The organism is Paractinoplanes rhizophilus, from assembly GCF_042664765.1.
GTDB lineage: Bacteria > Actinomycetota > Actinomycetes > Mycobacteriales > Micromonosporaceae > Actinoplanes > Actinoplanes rhizophilus.
Genome location: NZ_JBHTBJ010000009.1, coordinates 155,857 through 174,902, shown reverse-complemented (window position 1 = coordinate 174,902; position 19,046 = coordinate 155,857). Strand labels below are relative to the sequence as shown.

The 19,046-nt window shown below is 72.8% G+C and carries 19 protein-coding genes; 12 read left to right on the top strand and 7 right to left on the bottom strand.

What is annotated here, in order from left to right:
* Positions 1-3: 3 nt before the first annotated feature.
* Genes ACFQS1_RS15725 through ACFQS1_RS15715 form a run of 3 tightly spaced genes read right to left on the bottom strand, consistent with a single transcriptional unit; the run spans position 4 to position 4,286 of the window.
* On the bottom strand, positions 4-1,467 hold the full coding sequence (locus ACFQS1_RS15725; RefSeq protein WP_378968536.1) for an ATP-binding protein: 1,464 nt from the start codon (positions 1,465-1,467) through the stop codon (positions 4-6).
* Positions 1,467-3,125 (bottom strand): FAD-dependent oxidoreductase, encoded by a 1,659-nt coding sequence (locus tag ACFQS1_RS15720; RefSeq protein ID WP_378968533.1) that lies wholly within the window; start codon positions 3,123-3,125, stop codon positions 1,467-1,469. The genes ACFQS1_RS15725 and ACFQS1_RS15720 overlap by 1 nt, the downstream gene beginning before the upstream one ends.
* A gap of 3 nt (positions 3,126-3,128) precedes the next feature.
* Positions 3,129-4,286: an NAD(+)/NADH kinase gene (locus ACFQS1_RS15715; protein WP_378968531.1), complete on the bottom strand. Its 1,158-nt coding sequence runs from the start codon at positions 4,284-4,286 to the stop codon at positions 3,129-3,131.
* Between the two features lie 280 nt (positions 4,287-4,566).
* Between ACFQS1_RS15715 and ACFQS1_RS15710 the strand changes: the two genes are divergently transcribed.
* From ACFQS1_RS15710 to ACFQS1_RS15685, 6 genes are all read left to right on the top strand, one after another.
* On the top strand, positions 4,567-6,195 hold the full coding sequence (locus tag ACFQS1_RS15710) for a beta-1,3-glucanase family protein (protein WP_378968529.1): 1,629 nt from the start codon (positions 4,567-4,569) through the stop codon (positions 6,193-6,195).
* A gap of 101 nt (positions 6,196-6,296) precedes the next feature.
* On the top strand, positions 6,297-6,488 hold the full coding sequence (locus tag ACFQS1_RS15705) for a hypothetical protein (RefSeq protein WP_378968527.1): 192 nt from the start codon (positions 6,297-6,299) through the stop codon (positions 6,486-6,488).
* 1 nt (position 6,489) lies between these two features.
* Positions 6,490-7,029 carry a nitroreductase family deazaflavin-dependent oxidoreductase gene (locus ACFQS1_RS15700; protein WP_378968525.1) on the top strand — a complete coding sequence of 180 codons (540 nt, stop codon included), beginning with the start codon at positions 6,490-6,492 and terminating at the stop codon, positions 7,027-7,029.
* 171 nt (positions 7,030-7,200) lie between these two features.
* Entirely contained in the window at positions 7,201-8,100 is a 900-nt protein-coding gene (locus ACFQS1_RS15695; protein ID WP_378968522.1) for a hypothetical protein, read from the top strand.
* An 86-nt stretch (positions 8,101-8,186) separates the two neighbouring features.
* Entirely contained in the window at positions 8,187-9,410 is a 1,224-nt protein-coding gene (locus ACFQS1_RS15690) for a multidrug effflux MFS transporter (protein ID WP_378968520.1), read from the top strand.
* A gap of 95 nt (positions 9,411-9,505) precedes the next feature.
* Positions 9,506-10,435 carry a phosphotransferase gene (locus tag ACFQS1_RS15685; RefSeq protein ID WP_378968518.1) on the top strand — a complete coding sequence of 310 codons (930 nt, stop codon included), beginning with the start codon at positions 9,506-9,508 and terminating at the stop codon, positions 10,433-10,435.
* 64 nt (positions 10,436-10,499) lie between these two features.
* Here ACFQS1_RS15685 and ACFQS1_RS15680 read toward each other — a convergent pair whose 3' ends face one another.
* On the bottom strand, positions 10,500-11,477 hold the full coding sequence (locus ACFQS1_RS15680; protein ID WP_378968515.1) for a methyltransferase domain-containing protein: 978 nt from the start codon (positions 11,475-11,477) through the stop codon (positions 10,500-10,502).
* Between the two features lie 101 nt (positions 11,478-11,578).
* Here ACFQS1_RS15680 and ACFQS1_RS15675 point away from each other — a divergent pair, with 101 nt between their 5' ends.
* The 5 genes from ACFQS1_RS15675 to ACFQS1_RS15655 are packed head-to-tail and all read left to right on the top strand — an operon-like array spanning position 11,579 to position 15,165.
* Entirely contained in the window at positions 11,579-11,977 is a 399-nt protein-coding gene (locus ACFQS1_RS15675; protein WP_378968513.1) for a TOBE domain-containing protein, read from the top strand.
* A complete protein-coding gene (gene modA, locus ACFQS1_RS15670; RefSeq protein WP_378968511.1) occupies positions 11,974-12,750 on the top strand; it encodes a molybdate ABC transporter substrate-binding protein in 777 nt (258 codons plus the stop codon). Before ACFQS1_RS15675 ends, modA begins: the two co-directional genes overlap by 4 nt.
* Positions 12,747-13,538 (top strand): ABC transporter permease, encoded by a 792-nt coding sequence (locus ACFQS1_RS15665; RefSeq protein WP_378968653.1) that lies wholly within the window; start codon positions 12,747-12,749, stop codon positions 13,536-13,538. Before modA ends, ACFQS1_RS15665 begins: the two co-directional genes overlap by 4 nt.
* On the top strand, positions 13,538-14,569 hold the full coding sequence (locus ACFQS1_RS15660; RefSeq protein ID WP_378968651.1) for an ABC transporter ATP-binding protein: 1,032 nt from the start codon (positions 13,538-13,540) through the stop codon (positions 14,567-14,569). Before ACFQS1_RS15665 ends, ACFQS1_RS15660 begins: the two co-directional genes overlap by 1 nt.
* A 17-nt stretch (positions 14,570-14,586) precedes the next feature.
* Positions 14,587-15,165 carry a DUF1684 domain-containing protein gene (locus ACFQS1_RS15655; RefSeq protein WP_378968508.1) on the top strand — a complete coding sequence of 193 codons (579 nt, stop codon included), beginning with the start codon at positions 14,587-14,589 and terminating at the stop codon, positions 15,163-15,165.
* Here the strand turns inward: ACFQS1_RS15655 and ACFQS1_RS15650 are convergent.
* A complete protein-coding gene (locus ACFQS1_RS15650; RefSeq protein WP_378968506.1) occupies positions 15,078-15,944 on the bottom strand; it encodes a TetR/AcrR family transcriptional regulator in 867 nt (288 codons plus the stop codon). The genes ACFQS1_RS15655 and ACFQS1_RS15650 overlap by 88 nt on opposite strands.
* Positions 15,945-16,018: 74 nt before the next feature.
* Here ACFQS1_RS15650 and ACFQS1_RS15645 point away from each other — a divergent pair, with 74 nt between their 5' ends.
* A complete protein-coding gene (locus tag ACFQS1_RS15645) occupies positions 16,019-16,489 on the top strand; it encodes a nitroreductase/quinone reductase family protein (RefSeq protein ID WP_378968504.1) in 471 nt (156 codons plus the stop codon).
* A 237-nt stretch (positions 16,490-16,726) separates the two neighbouring features.
* Here the strand turns inward: ACFQS1_RS15645 and ACFQS1_RS15640 are convergent, their stop codons facing one another.
* On the bottom strand, positions 16,727-17,533 hold the full coding sequence (locus ACFQS1_RS15640) for an adenosylcobinamide amidohydrolase (RefSeq protein ID WP_378968502.1): 807 nt from the start codon (positions 17,531-17,533) through the stop codon (positions 16,727-16,729).
* A 105-nt stretch (positions 17,534-17,638) separates the two neighbouring features.
* The gene (locus ACFQS1_RS15635; protein WP_378968499.1) at positions 17,639-18,976 is read right to left on the bottom strand and encodes an MFS transporter; all 1,338 of its coding nucleotides are present in this window, start codon (positions 18,974-18,976) and stop codon (positions 17,639-17,641) included.
* Positions 18,977-19,046: the final 70 nt, after the last annotated feature.

Genomic DNA, 19,046 nt, shown 5'->3' with positions numbered 1-19,046 from the left:
CCATCAGGCAGAGGCGGGCTCGGTGATCGGGAGCCGCACCTTGAACTTGGTGTCGCCCGGCTCGGAGTCGAGCACGATGTCGCCGCCGTGGCCGTTGACCACAATGCGGTAGGAGATGTCGAGGCCGAGCCCGGTGCCCTCGCCGACCGGCTTGGTGGTGAAGAACGGCTCGAACACCCGCTTCTTCAGCTCGTCGGGCACGCCCGGGCCGGTGTCCCCGATCGAGACCACCACGTGGTCGCCCTCGCGGTAGGTGCGCAGCGTCAGCGTGCCGACGCCGTTCATGGCCTGCACCGCGTTGTCGATCAGGTTGGTCCACACCTGGTTGAGCTCGGCCGGGTGGGCCGGGATCTGCGGCAGCGTACGGTCGAAGTCCTTCACCACCCTGATGCCCGTGCCGATCTTGTGGTTGAGCATGACCAGGGTCGACTTCAGGCCCCCGTGTACGTCGATCCACTGGTGCGCGGCCCGGTCCATCTGCGAGTACTGCTTGGCCGCGTTGACCAGGTTCGACACCCGGCCGGTGGCGTCCTCGATGTCGCTCATCAGCTGCTCGGTCTCCAGCGCGTACCCGAGCCAGTGGATCGCCTGGTCGAGCAGGTCGGGCGACCCGACCCGGGTCTCGATCTCGTTGAGGCAGTCGATGTCGATCCCGCCCTGGGCGAAGACCGCCGCGAGGTCCCAGCCGCCGGTGACGTTGCGCTCCTCCATCCACTCGCCCAGCTCGTCCTCGCGGTCGGCGGTCTCCATGGCCGTCAGCGCCGGCGCCTTGGCGGCCCGCTCGATGACGTCCTCCTGGAGGTCCACCAGCGCGATCAGCCGGTCGGTGGGCACCTTGCCGGCGGCGAGCATGCCGAGCTTGTGCCGCATGCCGGCGACCCGCTGGCGCAGCGCGGCGGCGGCCCGGGACGCGGCCGCGGCCGGATTGTTCAGCTCGTGCATGAGGCCGGCCGACAGGGCGCCGAGCGCGGTGAGCCGCTGCCGCTCGCTGATCGCCGCGGCCGTGGTCCGCATGCCCAGAGTCAGCCCCTCGAGCAGGTGGATCGCCATCGGGAACCACTCGCGCATCATGTGGCCGAAGTCGGCGGCCGACATCACGAAGAAGTCGGAGTCGTCGAGCGCCCGCATGGTCGCCATGTACTTGCGCGGGATGCCGTCGTCGCGCAGGTACGACTGGGTCGCGCCCATGTAGACGCCGCGCTGCTCGGTGCGGGTGGTCTCGACGTCGTCCTGGCCGACTCGCCGGGTCAGCGCGATGGTGCCGCTGAGCAGCACGAAGAACTGGTCGGCCGGATCGCCCTCGCGGATCACGACGCCGCCGGCCGGCATGTGCATCGTGCAGCCGTGCGCGGCGATCCAGGCGAGCTGATCGTCGGTCAGCTTCTCGAACAGGAACAGGGTGCGCAGTTCCGCGGGCGTGAGGGCACCGGGCTCACACGGGACGAGGGTGAGCGATTCTTCGGACATTACTGCGCCTCCAGGTAACGATGGACCAGCGTGACGGCCATCGCGCCCTCGCCGACCGCCGAGGCCACCCGCTTGACCGAGTTGGCCCGGACGTCGCCGGCGGCGAAGATGCCGGGAACACTGCACTCCAGGTAGAACGGATCGCGGTCCCGATCCCATCCCTTCGGACGGGATCCGTTCGCCAGCAGATCGGGGCCGGTGAAGACGAAGCCCCGCTCGTCGCGGGCCACCGTCTCGCCGAGCCAGTCGGTGCGCGGCTCGGCGCCGATGAAGATGAACAGCGCCCCGCACTCGACGGTGGTCTCGAGGCTGCCCTTGTTCTCGCAGATGGTGATCGCCTGCAGGTGGCCGTCGCCGTGCGCGCTGAGCACCTCGCAGCGGGTCCGGACCTCGATGTTCCCCGTCTGGTTGAGCTGCTGGATCAGGTAGTACGACATGCTGGCCTCGAGCGAGTCGCCGCGGACCAGCAGCGTCACCTTCTTGGCGTACCGGGAGAAGAACAGCGCCGCCTGGCCGGCCGAGTTGGCGCCGCCGACGATGAAGACGTCGGCGCCCGCGCAGGCCGGGCCCTCGGTGGAGGCCGAGCCGTAGTAGACGCCGGAGCCGGTGAGCCGGGCGATGCCGTCGGCCTGCAGCGGGCGGTAGGCGACGCCGGTGGCCAGCACCACCGAGTGCGCCGAGATCTCGCCGCCGTCGGCGAAGGTCAGGGTCCGGGCCGAGCCGTCCAGCCGCAGGCCGGTGACCTCGCGGGTGTTGAGCACCTCGGCCTCGAACTTGCCGGCCTGCCGGCGCGCCCGGTCGGTCAACTGCGCGCCGGAGATGCCGTCGGGGAAGCCCAGGTAGTTTTCGATCCGGGAGCTCTGCCCGGCCTGGCCGCCGACCGCGGTGCGCTCGACCAGGAGCGTCTTGAGCCCCTCGGACGCGCCGTAGACGGCCGCGCCGAGCCCGGCCGGCCCGCCGCCCACGATGATCAGGTCGTAGAAGTCGCGCCCGGGCGTGGTGGACAGCCCCGCCGCCTCGGCCACCTCGGCGGTGGTCGGCTGGGCCATCGCCCGCCCGTCGGCGGTGACCACCAGCGGCACCGACTCGGGGCCGACCGAGGCGGCCTCGAGCAGCCGGCGGCCCTCCGGCTCGTCGGCGGCCAGCCAGCGGTACGGCACCAGGTTGCGGGCCAGGAAGTCGCGGATCTGGTACGACGGCTCGGACCAGCGGTGCCCGACCACCCGGATGTCCTCGATCTCGCGGTCGCCGGTGGCCTGCCACGCGTCGAGCAGCGCGTCGAGCACCGGGTACAGCTTCTCCTCCGGCGGGTCCCAGGGCTTGAGCAGGTAGTGATCGACGTCGACCACGTTGATCGCCTGGATCGCCGCGTCGGTGTCCGCGTACGCGGTCAGCAGCGCCCGGCGGGCGTTGGGGAACAGGTCCATCGCCTGCTCCAGGAACTCGATGCCGTTCATCTGCGGCATCCGGTAGTCGGCGAGCATGACGGCGACGCGGCCGCCCCGCAGCTTGATCTCCCGCAGGGCGTCCAGGGCCTCGGCCGCCGAGGAGGCGCGCAGGATGCGGTACTCCTCGCCGTACTTGCGCCGCAGGTCGCGGGCGATCGCCCGGGAGACCGAGGGGTCGTCGTCGACGGTCAGGATGGCGGGATGGCCCATGTGTCAAACCCCATCTGATAGCAGGTCGGAGTATTCCGGGTGGCGGTCCAGGTAGCCGCGGACGAACGGGCAGGTGGCGACGACCGGGGTGGCGCGGGAGCGGGCGTCCTCGAGCGCCGCGGAGGCGAGCCGGCCGGCCAGGCCCTGGCCCGAGAACGACTGCTCGATCTCGGTGTGCATCAGCTCGACCCGGCCGCCGTGCCGGCGGTAGTGCAGCACCCCGGCGACCTCGCCGCCGAGCAGGATCTCGTAGCGCTGCCGCTCGAACGCGTCGACCACCACGGCGCTGTCCGCCGGGTCGCGCACGCTCACCTGGGCGCTGCCCTCGACCCGAAGCTTGCGCCGGGCGCGCTCGTAGAACGAGGTGGAGCCGAGCCGGACCACCTGCGCGGCGGCCGGCACCGGCTCGATCCGCAGCTTGTCGTCGGCGTCGACGTACCCCTCGATGATGCCGTCCACCTCGATGGCGAGGCGGCCGCTGGTGGGCAGCACGTCCAGCTCGAGCCGCTCGTCCAGCGCGAGCATGAGCGAGCGGTTGAACGACGAGTGCGCGGCCGCGGCGCTGACGATCAGGGCCTCGACGTTCGGCGAGACGATCGGGCCGCCGGCCGAGAACGAGTACGCCGTCGAGCCGGTGGGCGTGGCGACGATCACCGCGTCGGCCGCGTAGTTCACGAAGTTCTTGCCCTCGACCGCGATGCCGACCGCGGCGAGGCCGTCGCCGGGCACCCGCACCAGCGCGATGTCGTTGAAGGCCGACACGTCGCGGCCGTCGGGCAGCACCGTGCGCACCGCCGTGCGCGACTCGATCGTGAACTTGTGCTCGTCGATCGCCGAGAGCGCGGCGGCCAGATCGGGCAGGTCGACCTCGGCCAGGAAACCGAGCCGCCCCACGTTGACCCCGAGCACCGGCGTCTTGCGCCCCTCGACCAGCCGCATCGTGCGCAGCATCGTGCCGTCGCCGCCGAGGCTGACCAGCAGGCCGGCCCGCTCGACCATCTCCTCGGGGGTGACCGCCACGGCGTCGCAGTCGATCCGGCTGATCTCGTCGTGCAGGCCGAGGACGGTCACGCCCCGCCGGGTGGCCCACGCGACGATCGCGTCGATCGCCGAGCCGCAGTCCCGCCGCGGGTGCAGCACCAGCCCGACAACTTTGATCATGCCCATTGGCCCCGTTTACCCCATCGCTCGTGGCATCGAAAGAACCAGCCTCCCACGCGCGCCCCCGCGGCGGCGAGGGCACGCGATCCAGCACACGCCGGTAACTCCGGGGAAGGTTTCGCGCAGGTTTCGCGACGGCGTCGGGGCATCGCGGGTAATCCGCCCCGGGCGAACGGGCAATCGCACCTTAAAGGAACTGTAAAGACCTGTCGGTCGTACCGCCGCGCTTCCCAGGATGGCGGTCATCCCCGTTTCCCCCTTTCCCGGAGGCAGCCCGGCGATGCGCCGTAACCGAACTCTTCTGCTCACCGTCGTGGCCGCGGTAGCGGCCGCCGCGACGATCTGGATCGCCCTGCCGGCCTCGGCCGCGGCGCCGACCGCATCCGTGCGGACGGTGTCCGACTGGGGCAGCGGCTGGCAGGACGAGGTGACCGTCAGCAACACCGGGGCGGCCGCCATGGCCTCGTGGAAGGTGGAGTTCGATCTTCCGGCGGGGGCCACCGTCGGCAGCTTCTGGGAAGCGGACATGACGCTGTCCGGGCAACACGTCACGTTCGCCAACCGCGGGTGGAACGGATCGGTGGCCGTCGGGGCCTCGGCGACCTTCGGGTTCGTCGGCTCCGGCGGCCGGCCGGTCAACTGCCGGATCAACGGCCTGCCCTGCGACGGGGTCGTCGCGACCGGCACGCCCGGCACACCTGCCACGGCTGCGCCCACCACGGTCAGGCCGACCACCGCCGCGCCGGCCACCGCGCCCACGAAGGCGCCCACCAGCACAGCGCCCGCCCCGTCGGAGACCACGAAAGCCGGCGTCCCGCCCGCCTCGGACCTGCTGCCGGTCACGGTGACCAACAAGACCGGGCGCAACGAGACCGTCTTCCTCTACGTGCTCGGCGTCAACCTGAAGACCGGCAAGCTCGGCCACGTCGACGCGGCCGGCGCGTTCACGGCCTGGACCGGCGGCGGCGCGGTGCCCGTCCCGGCCCCGGACGTGTCGATCCCGCTGACCGGCGCCTCGACGACGATCAAGATCCCACGCGGCCTCTCCGGCCGGCTGTACATGTCGTTCGGGCAGAAGCTGGACTTCCGGCTCACCACCGACGGCCTCGTGCAGCCCGCGCCGTGGGCCGGCGGCGATCCCAACCGCGACATCCTCTTCGACTGGAGCGAGTTCACCCTCGACGCCGGCGGCCTGTTCCTGAACAGCTCGCAGGTCGACATGTTCGCGGTGCCGCACGTCGTCAGCGTCACCGGCGGCTCGGGCACGGTCATCTCGACCGGCGAGCTCAAGTCCGGCGGCCGGCAGCGGGTGATCGACGCGATCAAGGCCGCGCCCGACTTCGCCAGGAGCGTGGTCACCGCGTCCGACGGCACGGTGCTGCGGGTCCTCGCGCCCGGGAAGGCCGCGGAGGCCGGCCTGATGAGCCCGGATTACCTCGACCCGCTCATTTCGAGCGCCTGGAACGCGTACGCGAAACGGAATTTGACCGTTGTGCCCTTCAGCGACCAGCCGGGCACCAGATTCACCGGGCGGACCAGTGGCGATGTCCTGAGCTTCACCGACACCACCAGCAAGGTGGTCGCCTCGTTCACCAAGCCCTCGACCACGAATGTGTGGGGTTGCGACGGCGCGCTGGCCGCCCCGAACGACCGGGTGGTCGGGCCGATCGCCCGCACCCTCTGCGCGGCGCTGCAGCGGGGCACGCTCGGCACGATCGACACCCAGCCGGGCGGGACGGCGGCCGACTTCTACCGGGGCGACCCCGCCAACCTGTACGCCAAGGTCATCCACGAGAACATGGCGGACGGCAAGGCGTACGCGTTCGCCTTCGACGATGTCCTGAACCAGGAGTCGCTCGTCCACGACGGCGACCCGCGCCTCGCGGCGATCACCATGACGCCGTTCTGATCAGCCTTTTTTGGGGGTACTTCGGCCCGGGCGGTAGCGCTACCGCCCGGGCCTGGGTAATGATTGCACTGTGCAATGAAAACTTCTCCGCTGGAGGAATCATGAGCACCGTGCGCCCCGAAATTGCCTGCATAGACGAAACCTGCACGTCGCTGAACGTGCACGAGCGCGCTCTCGACATCGCGGTCCCGCACTACGACTGGATCAGCATGCCGATCATCGCCGTCGTCGACGGCCTGATCCACATCAACCCCGACGACGAGCCGCAGCCCGGCCAAGACGCCAAGCACTGACGTGCGCACCCTTACCGCGCCGACCGCCCCGCGCGGCCTGCGGCGGTCCCTCCTTCGCCTGCCTCTGGTCGCCTACCGCTACGGCCTGGGCTTCGCCTTCGGCCGGCGCCTCGTCCTGGTCGAGCACACCGGTCGCCGCAGCGGCCGCCTCTTCCAGGTGGTCCTCGAGGTCGTGGCGCACTCCCCCAGCGGCGCCGTGACGGTCGCGGCCGGCTACGGCCCGCGGTCCGACTGGTACCGCAACCTGCTCGCCCACCCGGACACCACGATCACCGTCGGCCGCGACGGCCGGCGCGCGATCGCCCAGCCCCTGACCACCGACGAGGGCGCCGAGGTCATGCTGGCCTACGCCCGCCGCCACCGCCGCGCCGCGCGCGTCCTGGCCCGGCACATGGGCTACGAGATCGACGGCAGCGACGCCGACCTGGCCGCCCTGGGGCGAGCCATCCCGTTCGTCCGCTTGGAGCTGGCTTCGGGCGATTACCTTCCCGAACCGCGGCGCATGCTGCCGGGCACCAAACTCCGCCGCCCCGCCGCCTGACGCCCCACCGGGCGGCGGGTCGCCGCCGGGCTGAAGACGATCGTCGACGCCGTTCTGGTCGCGCCCCGCGGCTGATGTCTCCGCCGCCGGCGGCGGCCGCGCCTGGCCAGGTGGGGGCCGGGATCATTCGATAGAGTTCGCGGTCCACCACCGAAGGACGACGGGACCGCCATGAAGGAAACGGGGGCACCGGCCGACAAAACGGCGCAACCCGCACAGCCCGAGCCCGCGCCGGAGCCGACGAAAGCCGAGCCCACGAAGGCCGAGCCGACGAAAGCCGAGCCCACGAAAGCCGAGCCGGCCCAATCCGAGCCGGCCCAATCCGAGCCGATCCAGCCCGAGCCGGCGGAGTCCGCGCCCCGGTGGCGTCCGCCGCGCTGGATGGTCGGCGTGGCGGCCGCGGTCGCCGTGTTGGTGCTGCTCGGAGTGGCCCTCGCCGCCCTCGGGACCGGCGGCGGACCGGACAAATCGGCAACCGGCACCGCGAGCGGCGCCACGCCCTCGGCCCCGACCCCGTCGGCGCCGGCGGGCGCCGGGGCCACGCCGCCCACCGGGCCGCAAGCCGGCGCCCACCCGGTCCGCGCCGGCGACGATCTCGCGCGGGTCTGCGACGGGTGGTACTACCCGCAGTCGCCGAAGTTCGCCGGCAAGGCGCCCCACCAGATCTCGGTCGGGGTGGTCGACTCGATGCTGGCGCCGCGGCGGCACATGCTCAGCGCGGTGCGGGTGCCCGACCAGAACGAGTCGATCTGGCGAGCCTGGACGCCGGACCACCCGGCCAAGTCGCAGCTCGTCGCCTGCCTCGACCTGACCAGGCCCGCCAAGCAGCTCCGGACGTGCAAGTACAAGGACCAGACGCCGGCCACCGTCGCGCTGGTCCAGGGCGTCTACCGGCTGCGGCTGTACGAGACCGCCACCGGCCGCAAACTGCTCGACAAGCCGGTCACCGGCGCGGACGGCGACTGCCCGAGCGTGGTCTTCGTGGCGGCGGGCGAGAGCCTGTACAGCGAGGTGACCGACACCCAGCTCTACCGGCTACTGCGCCCGTTCGTCATGCAAAAACGCAAATGAATTTCCGGCATTTGGCGGGGATGTGAGCACACTTACCATTCCGGGCCGCGCGGAAGAATGCGCGGCGCGGGTCACTTGTCGCTGGTGTGGAGAAACGCCGCCTGCCCCTCGTACTCGTGCTCGGTTTTCTGACGGCCCTCGGGCCGCTGACCATCGACATGTACCTTCCGTCCCTGCCGAAAATCACCGCCGACCTGCACGCGTCGGCCGCGTCGGTGCAGCTCACGCTCACCGGCACGCTGATCGGGCTGGGGCTCGGGCAGCTCATCGTCGGCCCGTTCGCCGACGCGCTGGGTAGGCGACTGCCGCTACTGACCGGCATCGGGGTGCACGTGCTCGCGTCCGTCCTGTGCGTGATCGCGCCGAACCTGGCGATCCTCGGCACGCTGCGCGTGCTGCAGGGCCTGGGCGCGGCGGCGGCCTCGGTGGTGGCGCTGGCGATCGTTCGCGATCTCTACAGCGGGCTCGCGGCGGCCCAGCTGCTGTCGCGGTTGATGCTGGTGGTGGGGGTGGCGCCGATCCTCGCGCCGACCGTGGGCGGCCTGGTGCTGCGCTGGTCGTCGTGGCACGGCGTGTTCGTGGTGCTCACCGTCGTGGGCGCGGCGATCATGGCGGCGGCCGCGTTGATCCTGCCCGAGACGCTGCCGCCGGCGGCCCGCCGGCGCGGCGGGGTGGTGGGCACGCTGCGTGACTACCGCCGGCTTTTCACCGATCGCGTGTACGTCGGGTTGATCCTCGTCGCCGGGCTGGCCATGGCCGCGCTTTTCGCCTATGTGAGCGGTTCCTCCTTCGTTTTCCAGGACGAGTACGGGATGTCCGAGCAGCAGTTCGCGTTCGTCTTCGCGGGCGGCGCGATCGGCCTGATCGGAGCGACGCAGCTGAATGTGCGGCTGCTGCGCCGGTGGACGCCGCAGCAGATCCTCGGCGGCGCGCTGCTGGCCGGCCTGGGCGGCGGCCTGGTCCTGCTGACGCTGGCCACGACCGGCCGGTTCGGGCTGGCCGGGATCCTGGTGCCGCTCTGGTTCGTGCTGGCCATGGTCGGCCTCGCCATGCCGAACGCGCCGGCCATCGCGCTGTCGCGGCACGGCGAGACGGCCGGCACCGCGGCGGCGTTGCTGGGCGCGGTGCAGTTCGGCGTGGGCGCGCTGGCCGCGCCGCTGGTCGGGATGCTCGGCGTCGGCGCGGTCGCGATGGCGACCGTGGTTTTCGGCGGCATGGCGGCGGCCTCGGCGGTGCTGTGGCTGGTCGTGCGGCCGGGTCGGCTCCCGGTCGAGCAGCCGATCGAGCCGGCGGTCGCGGTCGCGCACTGATCGCCTCGACCGCAACCGGGGACGGGCTGTTCGTCGAGCCGGCCGGCTCCGCACCGTCGCGGAGCACACGCTCGGGTTCCGGCCTCTACAGTCTGATGGTGCGCAGTCCTACCCAGCATGATCTGTCCACGACGGACATCGCCTCGATCGTCGAGAGCGCGCTCGGCGTGGGCCTGTCCGGCGCCCGGGAGCTGTCCGGTGGCACCTTCGCCGCCGTGTGGCGGGCCGATCTGACCGACGGGCGCGAGGTGGTGGTCAAGGTGGGTCCGCCGGCGGCGGCTCGCCTGCTCCGGTACGAGCAGGGCCTGATCCCCGCCGAGGCCGAGTACTTCGAGATGATCTCGGCCCGGACGCCCGGCGTCCCGGTCCCCTCCGTCCTGGCCGTCTCGCCCGATCCGGCCTGGATCATCACGACGCTGCTGCCCGGAACGCCGCTCGCCGCCCGGGACTCGCCCAAGGCCCGCGAGCAGCTGGGCGCGTGCGTCGCCCGGATCCACGGCATCACCGGCCCGCGTTTCGGCTACACCGGCGACCGCGCCGCGGGCGACGACTGGCCGACGGCCTTCGAGGCCATCGTCGACGCGCTGCGAGCCGATGCCGCCGACTGGAACGTCCCGTTGCCGCCGCTGGACGGCGTGGTCGCCCGCTATCGCGACGTGCTGGCCGCCGTGACCCGCCCCGCCCTGCTGCACTTCGACCTGTGGGACGGCAATGTCCTGGCCGGCCCGGACGGTTCCTTGACCGGCCTGGTGGACGGCGAGCGCTACCTCTACGGCGACCCGCTGCTCGACTTCGTCTCGCCCGCCCTCCTGCGGCGCATCGAGGACATACCCGGCCATCCGTTCGTGGCGGGCTACCGACCGGCGCCGTTCGACGAGCCGGCCCGGATCCGGCTGGCGCTGTACCGCATCCACCTCTACGTGCTGATGATCGCCGAGGGCCCGAGCCGGGGCATCCCGATCGCCGACGGCCGCCACGACCACCTGACCGGGCTGCTCACCCAGGAGCTTGCCGACCTGCCCTGATGCGCACGACCGGCGCTCAGCAGGGCGGGCGCTCAGCAGGGCGGGCGCTCAGCAGGGCGGGCGCTCAGCAGGGCGGGCGGCGCACGGCCAGCGCGAGGAAGTGATCATCCGCGTCCTCGTACCGCGACAGCTCCCACCCCGCCGCGGCCAGCGACGGCCGCAGGTTGTTCTCGTTCAGCGGCTCGTCCGGCCGCAGGGTGCGCCCGTGCCGCGCCGCCAGCGCGACCCGCCCGGTGGGGTGGAAGATCATCAGCCGTCCGCCCGGGCGGGTCACCCGGGCCAGCTCGGCCAGGCCCGCCGCCGGGTCGGGCAGGTGCTGCACCAGGCCGGCCGCGAAGACCAGGCCGGCCACCGCGTCCGGCAGCGGCAGGCGGCGGGCGTCCGCGAGCACCAGGCGCGCGCACTCGCCCCGGCCGGCCTCCCGGGCCGCCGCCAGCATCGCCGGCGTCACGTCGAAGCCGAGCACCCGTCCGGCCGGCCCGACCGCGGCGGCCAGGGCGGGAAGGGCCCGGCCGGTGCCGCAGCCGACGTCGAGGACAAGGTCACCGGGGCGCGTCACGGCCGTTTCGACGGCTTTCGCGTACGCCGGCATGTCGTCGCCGAAACGGGTGTCCCAATCCGCGGCGCGGGCGCCGAAGAACGCCCTGCTCTCGGTGAGATACCACCGCTCGGGGTCGGCCAGCCGCGGGTGCACGTGCCGGATGACCGGCCACTGCGGATCGTGGTGGTCGATCACCACCTGGGCGCGGCGCTCGCCGTCGCCGTTGCCCCGGCGGCCGCTGCGCAAATACACGATCACCCGGTCGGCCGCCGGTTCCAGCACGTTGAGCGCCGAGTCGACGCGGCCGCCGGCCGGGCCGCTGAGCCCGAGCACGGCGTCGACCGTCCACGCTCGCGCGGACGGCGGGAAGGCCTCGGCCAGCCGCGCGGCGAAGGCGGCGGCCGCGCCGTGGTCGCCGCCGTCGACGATCACGGTGAGCGGCGCCCGCGGCCCCAGCACCTCGGCTAGGAACCCGGTGACCTCGGTGATCCGTTCCGGCACGCCGTCCAGCATGCCGGGGGCGGAGTGAGCTTGGCAACGGTTCCGCATCTGCGAGTCATTTCACGTACCGATCCTCGCATCTGCGGCCGTAGGGTGGCCGCGTGACGACGTACCGCATCGGGGAGGCGGCCGAGCTGCTCGGGGTGAGCGTGGACACCGTGCGCCGCTGGGTGGATTCCGGCCGGCTCGGCGCCGGCCGCGACGAGCACGGGCATCGCAGCATCGCGGGCGCCGACCTGGCGGCCTTCGCCCGGTCGCTGGCCGACGAGCCCGACCCGGGGGTGCGCCGCTCGTCGGCGCGCAACCGCCTGCCCGGCATCGTCACCGCGATCGCCCGCGACTCGGTGATGGCGCAGGTCGACATCCAGGCCGGGCCGTTCCGGGTGGTCTCGCTGATGAGCCGCGAGGCGGTGGACGAGCTGGGACTCGAGGTCGGCTCGACCGCGGTTGCCGTGATCAAGTCGACGACCGTGGTCGTGGAGCGAGGAGACGACCGGTGAAGAAGATCCTGACCGCCCTGGCGATCACCGCGCTCCTGGCCGGTTGCGGCGGCAACGCGACGCCGGCCGCCGGCCCGGGCGCGAGCGGGGCGGGCGTCTCCGGCGATCTCACGGTGCTCGCCGCGGCGTCGCTGACCGGGTCCTTCGATCGGATCGGCAAGGACTTCGAGCGGGCCAACCCGGGGGTCAAGATCACTTTCTCGTACGGGGGGAGCAGCGGTCTCGCCCACCAGATCACCGCGGGCGCCCCCGCCGACGTGTTCGCGGCCGCCAGCCCGGCGACGATGAAGACCGTCACCGACGCCGGCGACGCGGCCGGCGACCCGGCCGTCTTCGTCCGCAACCAGCTCGTCATCGCCGTACCCAAGAAGAACCCGAAGGGCATCGAGGGGCTCGCCGACCTGACGAAGCCGGGCGTGCAGGTGGCGCTCTGCGCCGAGCAGGTCCCGTGCGGCGCGGCGGCCGCGACGGCGCTCGGCGCGGCCGGCGTGCGGCTCACGCCGGTGACCCTGGAACGGGACGTCAAGTCGGCCCTGTCCAAGGTGCGGCTCGGCGAGGTGGACGCGGCGCTGGTCTACCGCACCGACGCCCGGGCGGCCGCGGCCGACGTCGAGGGCATCGAGTTCCCCGAGTCGGCCGGCGCGATCAACGACTACCCGATCGTGGCGCTCCGGAACGCGCCCAACGCCGCGGCGGCGGCCGCGTTCGTGGCGTTCGTGCGGACCGAGCCCGAGCTCAAGGTGCTCACCGACGCAGGGTTCCAGAAGCCCTGAGCAGCCGTCGCCGCACCAGGGTGCCGCCGGCCCTGGCGATCCCCGCGATCGCCGGGCTGGCCTTCCTGGTCCTCCCCCTGTTCGGGCTGCTCTGGCGGGCGCCCTGGTCGACGTTGCCGCGGCAGCTGACCGAGCCGGGCATCCTCGCCGCGCTGCGGCTCTCGCTGCTCACGGCGACGCTGGCAACCGTGGTGTGCCTGCTGTTCGGCGTGCCGTTGGCCTGGGTGCTGGCCCGCGCCGAGTTCCCCGGCCGGCGTTTCGTGCGCGCGCTGGTGACGGTGCCGCTGGTGCTGCCGCCGGTGGTCGGCGGCGTGGCGCTGCTGCTGGTCTTCGGGCGGCGCGGCCTGGTCGGCGGCTGGCTCGACGCCACGTTCGGCGTCAGCCTGCCATTCACCACGGCCGGCGTGGTGGTGGCCGAGGCGTTCGTCGCGATGCCGTTCCTGGTGATCAGCGTCGAGGGTGCGCTGCGGGGCGCCGACGCCCGCTACGAGGAGGCCGCGGCCACGCTCGGCGCCTCCCGCTGGACGGCGTTCCGCCGGGTCACGTTGCCGCTGATCGCGCCGGGCGTCGCGGCCGGGGCCGTGCTGTGCTGGGCACGGGCGCTCGGCGAGTTCGGCGCGACGATCACCTTCGCCGGCAACTTCCCCGGCCGTACCCAAACCATGCCCCTGGCCGTCTATCTCGCCCTCGAACAGGACGTGGACGCGGCCATCGTGCTGAGCCTCGTGCTGCTCGTCGTTTCGGTCGGCATCCTGGCCGCTCTGCGCGACCGGTGGGTGGCCGCGTGATGCTGGACGCTCGTCTCGTGGTGCGGCGCGCCGGGTTCACCCTGGACATCGCGCTGGCGGTCGCGGCCGGCGAGGTGGTGGCGCTGCTCGGGCCCAACGGCGCGGGCAAGACCACGGCGCTGCGCGCGCTGGCCGGGCTGACCGGCCTCGACGACGGGCACGTCACGCTGGACGGCGCCCGGCTCGACCGGGAACCGCCCGAGCACCGCCGGATCGGCGTGGTCTTCCAGGATTACCTGCTCTTCCCGCACCTCACCGCGCTCGACAACGTGGCCTTCGGTCCCCGGTGCCGGCGCGTGCCGCGCCGGGAAGCGCGCGAGCAGGCCCGGGAGTGGTTGCGGCGGGTGGGTCTGGCCGATCACGTACGGAAAAAGCCTCGCCAATTGAGCGGAGGCCAGGCACAGCGGGTCGCGCTCGCCCGCGCCCTCGCCGCGGAGCCCAAGCTGCTGCTGCTCGACGAGCCGCTCGCGGCGCTCGACGCCCGCACCCGGCTGGACACGCGCGCGCGGCTGCGCGGGCACCTCTCGTCGTTTCCCGGCGCCACCGTGCTGGTCACCCACGATCCGCTGGACGCGCTGATGCTCGCCGACCGGCTGGTGATCGTCGAGGACGGCGGCATCGTGCAGTCCGGCGACGCCGCCACGATCACCGCCCAGCCGCGCACCGACTACGTGGCCCGCCTGGTCGGGCTCAACCTGTACCGCGGCCACGCGGCGGGGACGACGGTCACGCTGCCCGACGGGTTCGCGCTGGTCACCGCCGTACGTCTGGATGGTGATGCCTTTGTGGCCTTTCCGCCGTCGGCGGTCTCGCTCTTTCCGGAGCGCCCCGCCGGCAGCCCGCGCAACACCTGGCCGGCGACGGTGACCGCGATGGGCCGGCACGGCGACGTGCTGCGGATCGAGCTGTCCGGGCCGATCGCGGTGGCGGCCGACGTCACACCGGCGGCGGCCGTGCAACTGGAACTCGCCCCCGGACGTGAGGTGTGGGCCACGGTCAAGGCGCAAGAGGCGACCGCATACCCGGCCTGAGGGTTAGGTTGGCGCTCATGGACGCACTCGAGCTGGCCGATTATCGCGCCGCCGTCGCCCGGATGTATCTGGAGGCCGCCGACCTCAAGGATTTCCGCGCCCGGCGGGACGAGCTGTTCGCCACCCATCCGCAGTCACCCATCACCGACCGGGCGTCCTTCACCGGGCTGCGCTACTTCCCGGCCAACCCGGAGGCGATCGTCGAGACCGTCGTGCAACCGGCGTCCGGCGAGATCGACATCGACACCGGCGGGCCGGACGGGGTGGTGCACTACCGGCGCGCCGGGGTGCTTCCGACGCCGTTCGGCTCGCTTTCGCTGTGGTGGATTTCCGCGTACGGCGGGGGGCTGTTCCTGCCGGTCCGCGACGGCACCTGCGGGACGGCTTCCTATGGTGGCGGGCGCTATCTGACCGACACCGTCAAGGGGACGCACGGGCGCGGGCTCACCCTGCTGGGCGGCGACCGGGTCCGGCTCGACTTCAACTACCTCTACAACCCGTCCTGCGCCTACGACGACGCCTGGCTGTGCCCACTGGCGCCGCCGGAGAACCGGGTTTCCGCCCCGATCGAGGCGGGCGAGCTCAGCTTCCACTGACCCTTGTCCTTGCCGGCCCTTGTCTTTGCCGGCTCGTCGGCCGTGAGCCTTCGTCGTTCCAGGCCCTCCAGCATGATGTCGAGGGCGAAGGCGAACTCGCCTTCGTCGTCGCACCCGCCGAGGGGGCCGTCGTGGGTGACGGCCGTGGCCAGCTCGACGATGTGCGGCATGGTCGCGGCCCACCCGGCAACCGCCTCCGGGGGCGGGGCGGTGTCCGGGTCGTCGTCGAAGAGGTCCTGGCTGAAGCCGAGCAGGCGACTGCCGAACAGGTGGATCGCATGGTGGCCGAGGTCGACCGAGCAGCCGCCGCCCCGCATGATCGCCAGGACCCGCTCGAGGTGCAGCATGACGGCCGGCGTCGGGGTGTCGCGCCCCTCGAGCACGCGGGCCGCCCACGGATGCCGCACCATCGTCGCGCGCGCCGCCATGATCAGCTCCCGCAGCTGGTCGGTCCACGGCTGGCCGGTCCCGGGCTGGCCGGTCCCGGGCTGGCCGGTCCCGGGCTGGCCGGTCCCGGGCTGGTCGGTCCTGGCGCCCGCCGGCCGGGCCCGGCTGATCTCGGCGACCACCGCGTCGGCCATCTCGGCCAGCAACGTGTCCTTGTCCCGCACGTGGTAATAGATCGACATCGGGTCGACCGAGAGGTGCTGCGCGAGCCTGCGCATGCTCAGCCCGTCGAGGCCGCCCGCGTCGGCGAGGGCGATCGCCTCGGTGACGATCCCGGCCTTGGTCAGGCGCTTGGTCGTACGCGTCGTCTCATTGCTCGCACGTCGTGGCACTCTCCGATCCTACTTGTTCTTCTACACCGTAGGATCTATTCTACGTCGTAGGTCTACACCGTAGGAGGCTTCTCATGACCGCTTCGAAATCGCCGACGCTTCCGCCCCGATGGTTCGTCCGCGGCGCCTGGGCCGCGCACAAGCTGCTGCTCCGCGTCACGTCCGACCGCGTGGGCCTGCGCCGGCCGCAGCCCGGCCGCTGCGGCATGCTGCGGCTGACGACGGTCGGCCGCCGATCGGGCGAGCGGCGCGCCGTCGTGCTCTGCTACATCGAGGACGAGGGCCGCCTCGTCACCCTGGCCATGAACGGCTGGGATCGGGCCGATCCGGCCTGGTGGCTCAACCTGCGGGCCAACCCGTCCGCGACCGTCGACACGGTCGGCGGCTCCCGCGCGGTGACCGCGTCGCAGGCGTCCGGCGACGAGCGCGACCGGCTGTGGACGGCGCTCCACGACTACGAGGGTTACGGCGACCTCGACGCGTTCTCGGCCCGCCGGGGCCGGGAGACCGCGGTCGTGCTGCTCACGCCGGTGGCCGCCAGCTGATCACGAATTCGGCCGAACCACGACTGCCGTGTCCGGCCGGACCACAACTGCCGTGCTCGGCCGGACCACACCTGCGGTGCTCGGCCGGACCATGACTTCCCTGTTCGCCCGGGACCACGACTGACCTGTTCGGCCGGGACTACGACTGACCTGTTCGGCCGGGACTACGACTGACCTGTTCGGCCGGGACTACGACTGACCTGTTCAGCCGGGACTACGACCGCCCTGTTAGCCGGATCAGGGCCGCCCTGCTCGGTCGGACCACGACTGCGTGCCGGCCAGGTTGATCGCGCCGCCCCGCAGCACGGCCCGATAGGCGGCGCGGGCGAGCCGGGCGCCCCAGGTCGAGCGCGGACCCCCGTATTCCGCGGCCTCCCCCTCGGCCGGGCAGAGCACGCACACCGCGTCGGTCGCCGTGCCGGTCGCGGCGAGCCCGAGCTCGCGGATCGCCTGCGTCTTGGCCTCGGTGACCGTGGCGACCGCGTTGACCAGCGCCGCGTCACCGAGCCGCGGCGGCACCCACACCACAACATTGACCGTCCCCGGGCGGAGCCGGTCGGGGGTTGAGGACGGGACGGCTTGCCGCTTCGGCGTTGACGACGGGACGGCTTGCCGCTCGGAGGTTGACGACGGGATGGCTTGCCGCCCGGGCGTTATGGCTTGCCGCTCGGGCGTCGAGGACGGGACGGCTGGCCGTTCAACGTTGGCGGCGGCCTGGATGGGCGCGCCGAGGCCCACCGTCGCCCAGACCCGCACTCCCTCGTCGGCCGCGGCCACCACGTCGGCGACGTCGACCCCGGTGAGCAGGCCGACACCCGGCCCGGACAGCCCGAGACCGGCGGCAAGCTCGGCGAGGTGCACCGCCGGGTCGTCACGGTCGTAGGACATCGGGACGCTCGCGTTGACCACCCAGCGGCACTCCCCGACACCCCCGCCCAGAACGGCCGACGATATCGAGCGGACCGGCACGGGCAACCGCCAGACCAGGAGCGGGATGTCGTGGCCGCCTTCGGAGCGGTGGGTCAGCGTGGGTTCTCCGAGCACCCGATGAGACTAGGTCCCGCCCCACGACGCGGGCCGCACGCCTCCCGGCGAGCAAGCCCCACCTCACAACCGCCCGAGCGAAACGCCCCGGCCCCAAGCCGCACCTCACAACCGCGCCCGACCCTGGCCGGCCGGGCGCGACCCGGCGAGCAGGGCGGCGAGCGAGGCGCCGCCCACCGTCAAGCCGGCCAGCAGGAACGCCGGTGCCGGGCCGAGGTGGTCGGTGACCAGGCCGGCGGTGGCCGCGCCCAGCGCGCTTCCCGCGTTGGCGGCCACGTTGATCCACGTGCCGGCCTCGGTGGATCGGCCGGCCGGCGTCAGGTCGTCGGCGGCCAGGTAGGCCACCACGTAGAGCGGGGCGATCGCCAGGCCGGCCACGCCCATCACCGACCCGAGCACGACGAGCCCGGGCGCGACGGCAGCCGCCAGCAGCCCGGCCGCCAGCAGGGCGAGCAGCCCGGCGAAGTGGCGGGAACGCGCCCGGGTGTGCCGCCGGCGCGACCAGAGCAGTCCGCCCAGCACGCTGCCGACACCGACGGCGCCCTCGAGCAGCCCCGCGGCGCCGGGCCGGCCATGCGACTGCGCCACGGCCGCCATGCCGGTGTAGGCCACGCTGATCCCGGCCCCGGTCAGCAGCAGCACGGCGAGCACGCCGAGCAGCCCTCGCGACCGCAACGGACCGGGATCGAAGAGACGGCGCAGCCAATGGGCGGCCCCGTCGTCCGGCAGCGGCACGGCGGCGCCGGTCTCCGAAGGACCGACGGACACGGGAGCGGAAGCGGCGGACGCGGAAACGGCGGACGCGGGAACGGCAGACGCGGAAGCGGCGGACGCGGAAGCAGGAGCGGGAGCAGCCGGCACCCGAGCGGCCGACGCGGAAGACGCCGGGGCGGGCGCGGCGAGCACCATGCCGATGGTGCCGGCGAGGAGCAGCCCGGCGGTCAGCAGCAGCGCAAACCGGGCGGGCGCCACCGCGATCAGCAACCCGGCCAGCAGCGGCCCGAGCAGATACAAACTCTCCTCGGCGATCGAGTCGAGGGCGTACGCGCGCTCCTTGAGCGACGTCCCCTCGGTGAGCGACCGCCAGGTCGCCCGCATCGCCGGACCCAGCGGAGGCGCCGCCAGCCCGGCCAGCCCGACGAAGACCACGGGCCACGGCGTCAGCGCGGCGGCGCCGAGGCACAACGCGCACACCAGCGCCAGCCACGGCAGCAGAGCCAGATAGCGCGCCTTCAGCGGCAGGGTGATCGAGGCCAGGCCGAAAAGCGCCAGCGCCAGCCCGGCGGCGGCGTACGAGCCGGTCGCCTGCTGGATGGTGAACAGGGTGGCTAGCGGGAGGAGGCCGTACGCGAGCCGGCCACCGAGCGCGGGCACGAACGTGCGCGACGCGGACGGCAGCAGCAGGACAGCACGGTAACTCCCCGCCGCGGCGGGGCGGGGCATGACGAAACTCCTGGGAATGCGCAGACGGAAGGAGGCGGAAACGAAGCGCCGTCCTTACGGTGGTGTCTGC

Excerpts from the sequence above, each read along its gene's own strand:
- ACFQS1_RS15635 (WP_378968499.1), bottom strand. The coding sequence starts at position 18,976 with ATGCCCCGCCCCGCCGCGGCGGGGAGTTACCGTGCTGTCCTGCTGCTG.
- ACFQS1_RS15720 (WP_378968533.1), bottom strand. The coding sequence starts at position 3,125 with ATGGGCCATCCCGCCATCCTGACCGTCGACGACGACCCCTCGGTCTCC.
- ACFQS1_RS15645 (WP_378968504.1), top strand. The coding sequence starts at position 16,019 with ATGACCGCTTCGAAATCGCCGACGCTTCCGCCCCGATGGTTCGTCCGC.
- ACFQS1_RS15655 (WP_378968508.1), top strand. The coding sequence starts at position 14,587 with ATGGACGCACTCGAGCTGGCCGATTATCGCGCCGCCGTCGCCCGGATG.
- ACFQS1_RS15710 (WP_378968529.1), top strand. The coding sequence starts at position 4,567 with ATGCGCCGTAACCGAACTCTTCTGCTCACCGTCGTGGCCGCGGTAGCG.
- ACFQS1_RS15705 (WP_378968527.1), top strand. The coding sequence starts at position 6,297 with ATGAGCACCGTGCGCCCCGAAATTGCCTGCATAGACGAAACCTGCACG.
- ACFQS1_RS15725 (WP_378968536.1), bottom strand. The coding sequence starts at position 1,467 with ATGTCCGAAGAATCGCTCACCCTCGTCCCGTGTGAGCCCGGTGCCCTC.
- ACFQS1_RS15695 (WP_378968522.1), top strand. The coding sequence starts at position 7,201 with ATGAAGGAAACGGGGGCACCGGCCGACAAAACGGCGCAACCCGCACAG.
- ACFQS1_RS15685 (WP_378968518.1), top strand. The coding sequence starts at position 9,506 with ATGGTGCGCAGTCCTACCCAGCATGATCTGTCCACGACGGACATCGCC.
- ACFQS1_RS15660 (WP_378968651.1), top strand. The coding sequence starts at position 13,538 with ATGCTGGACGCTCGTCTCGTGGTGCGGCGCGCCGGGTTCACCCTGGAC.
- ACFQS1_RS15715 (WP_378968531.1), bottom strand. The coding sequence starts at position 4,286 with ATGATCAAAGTTGTCGGGCTGGTGCTGCACCCGCGGCGGGACTGCGGC.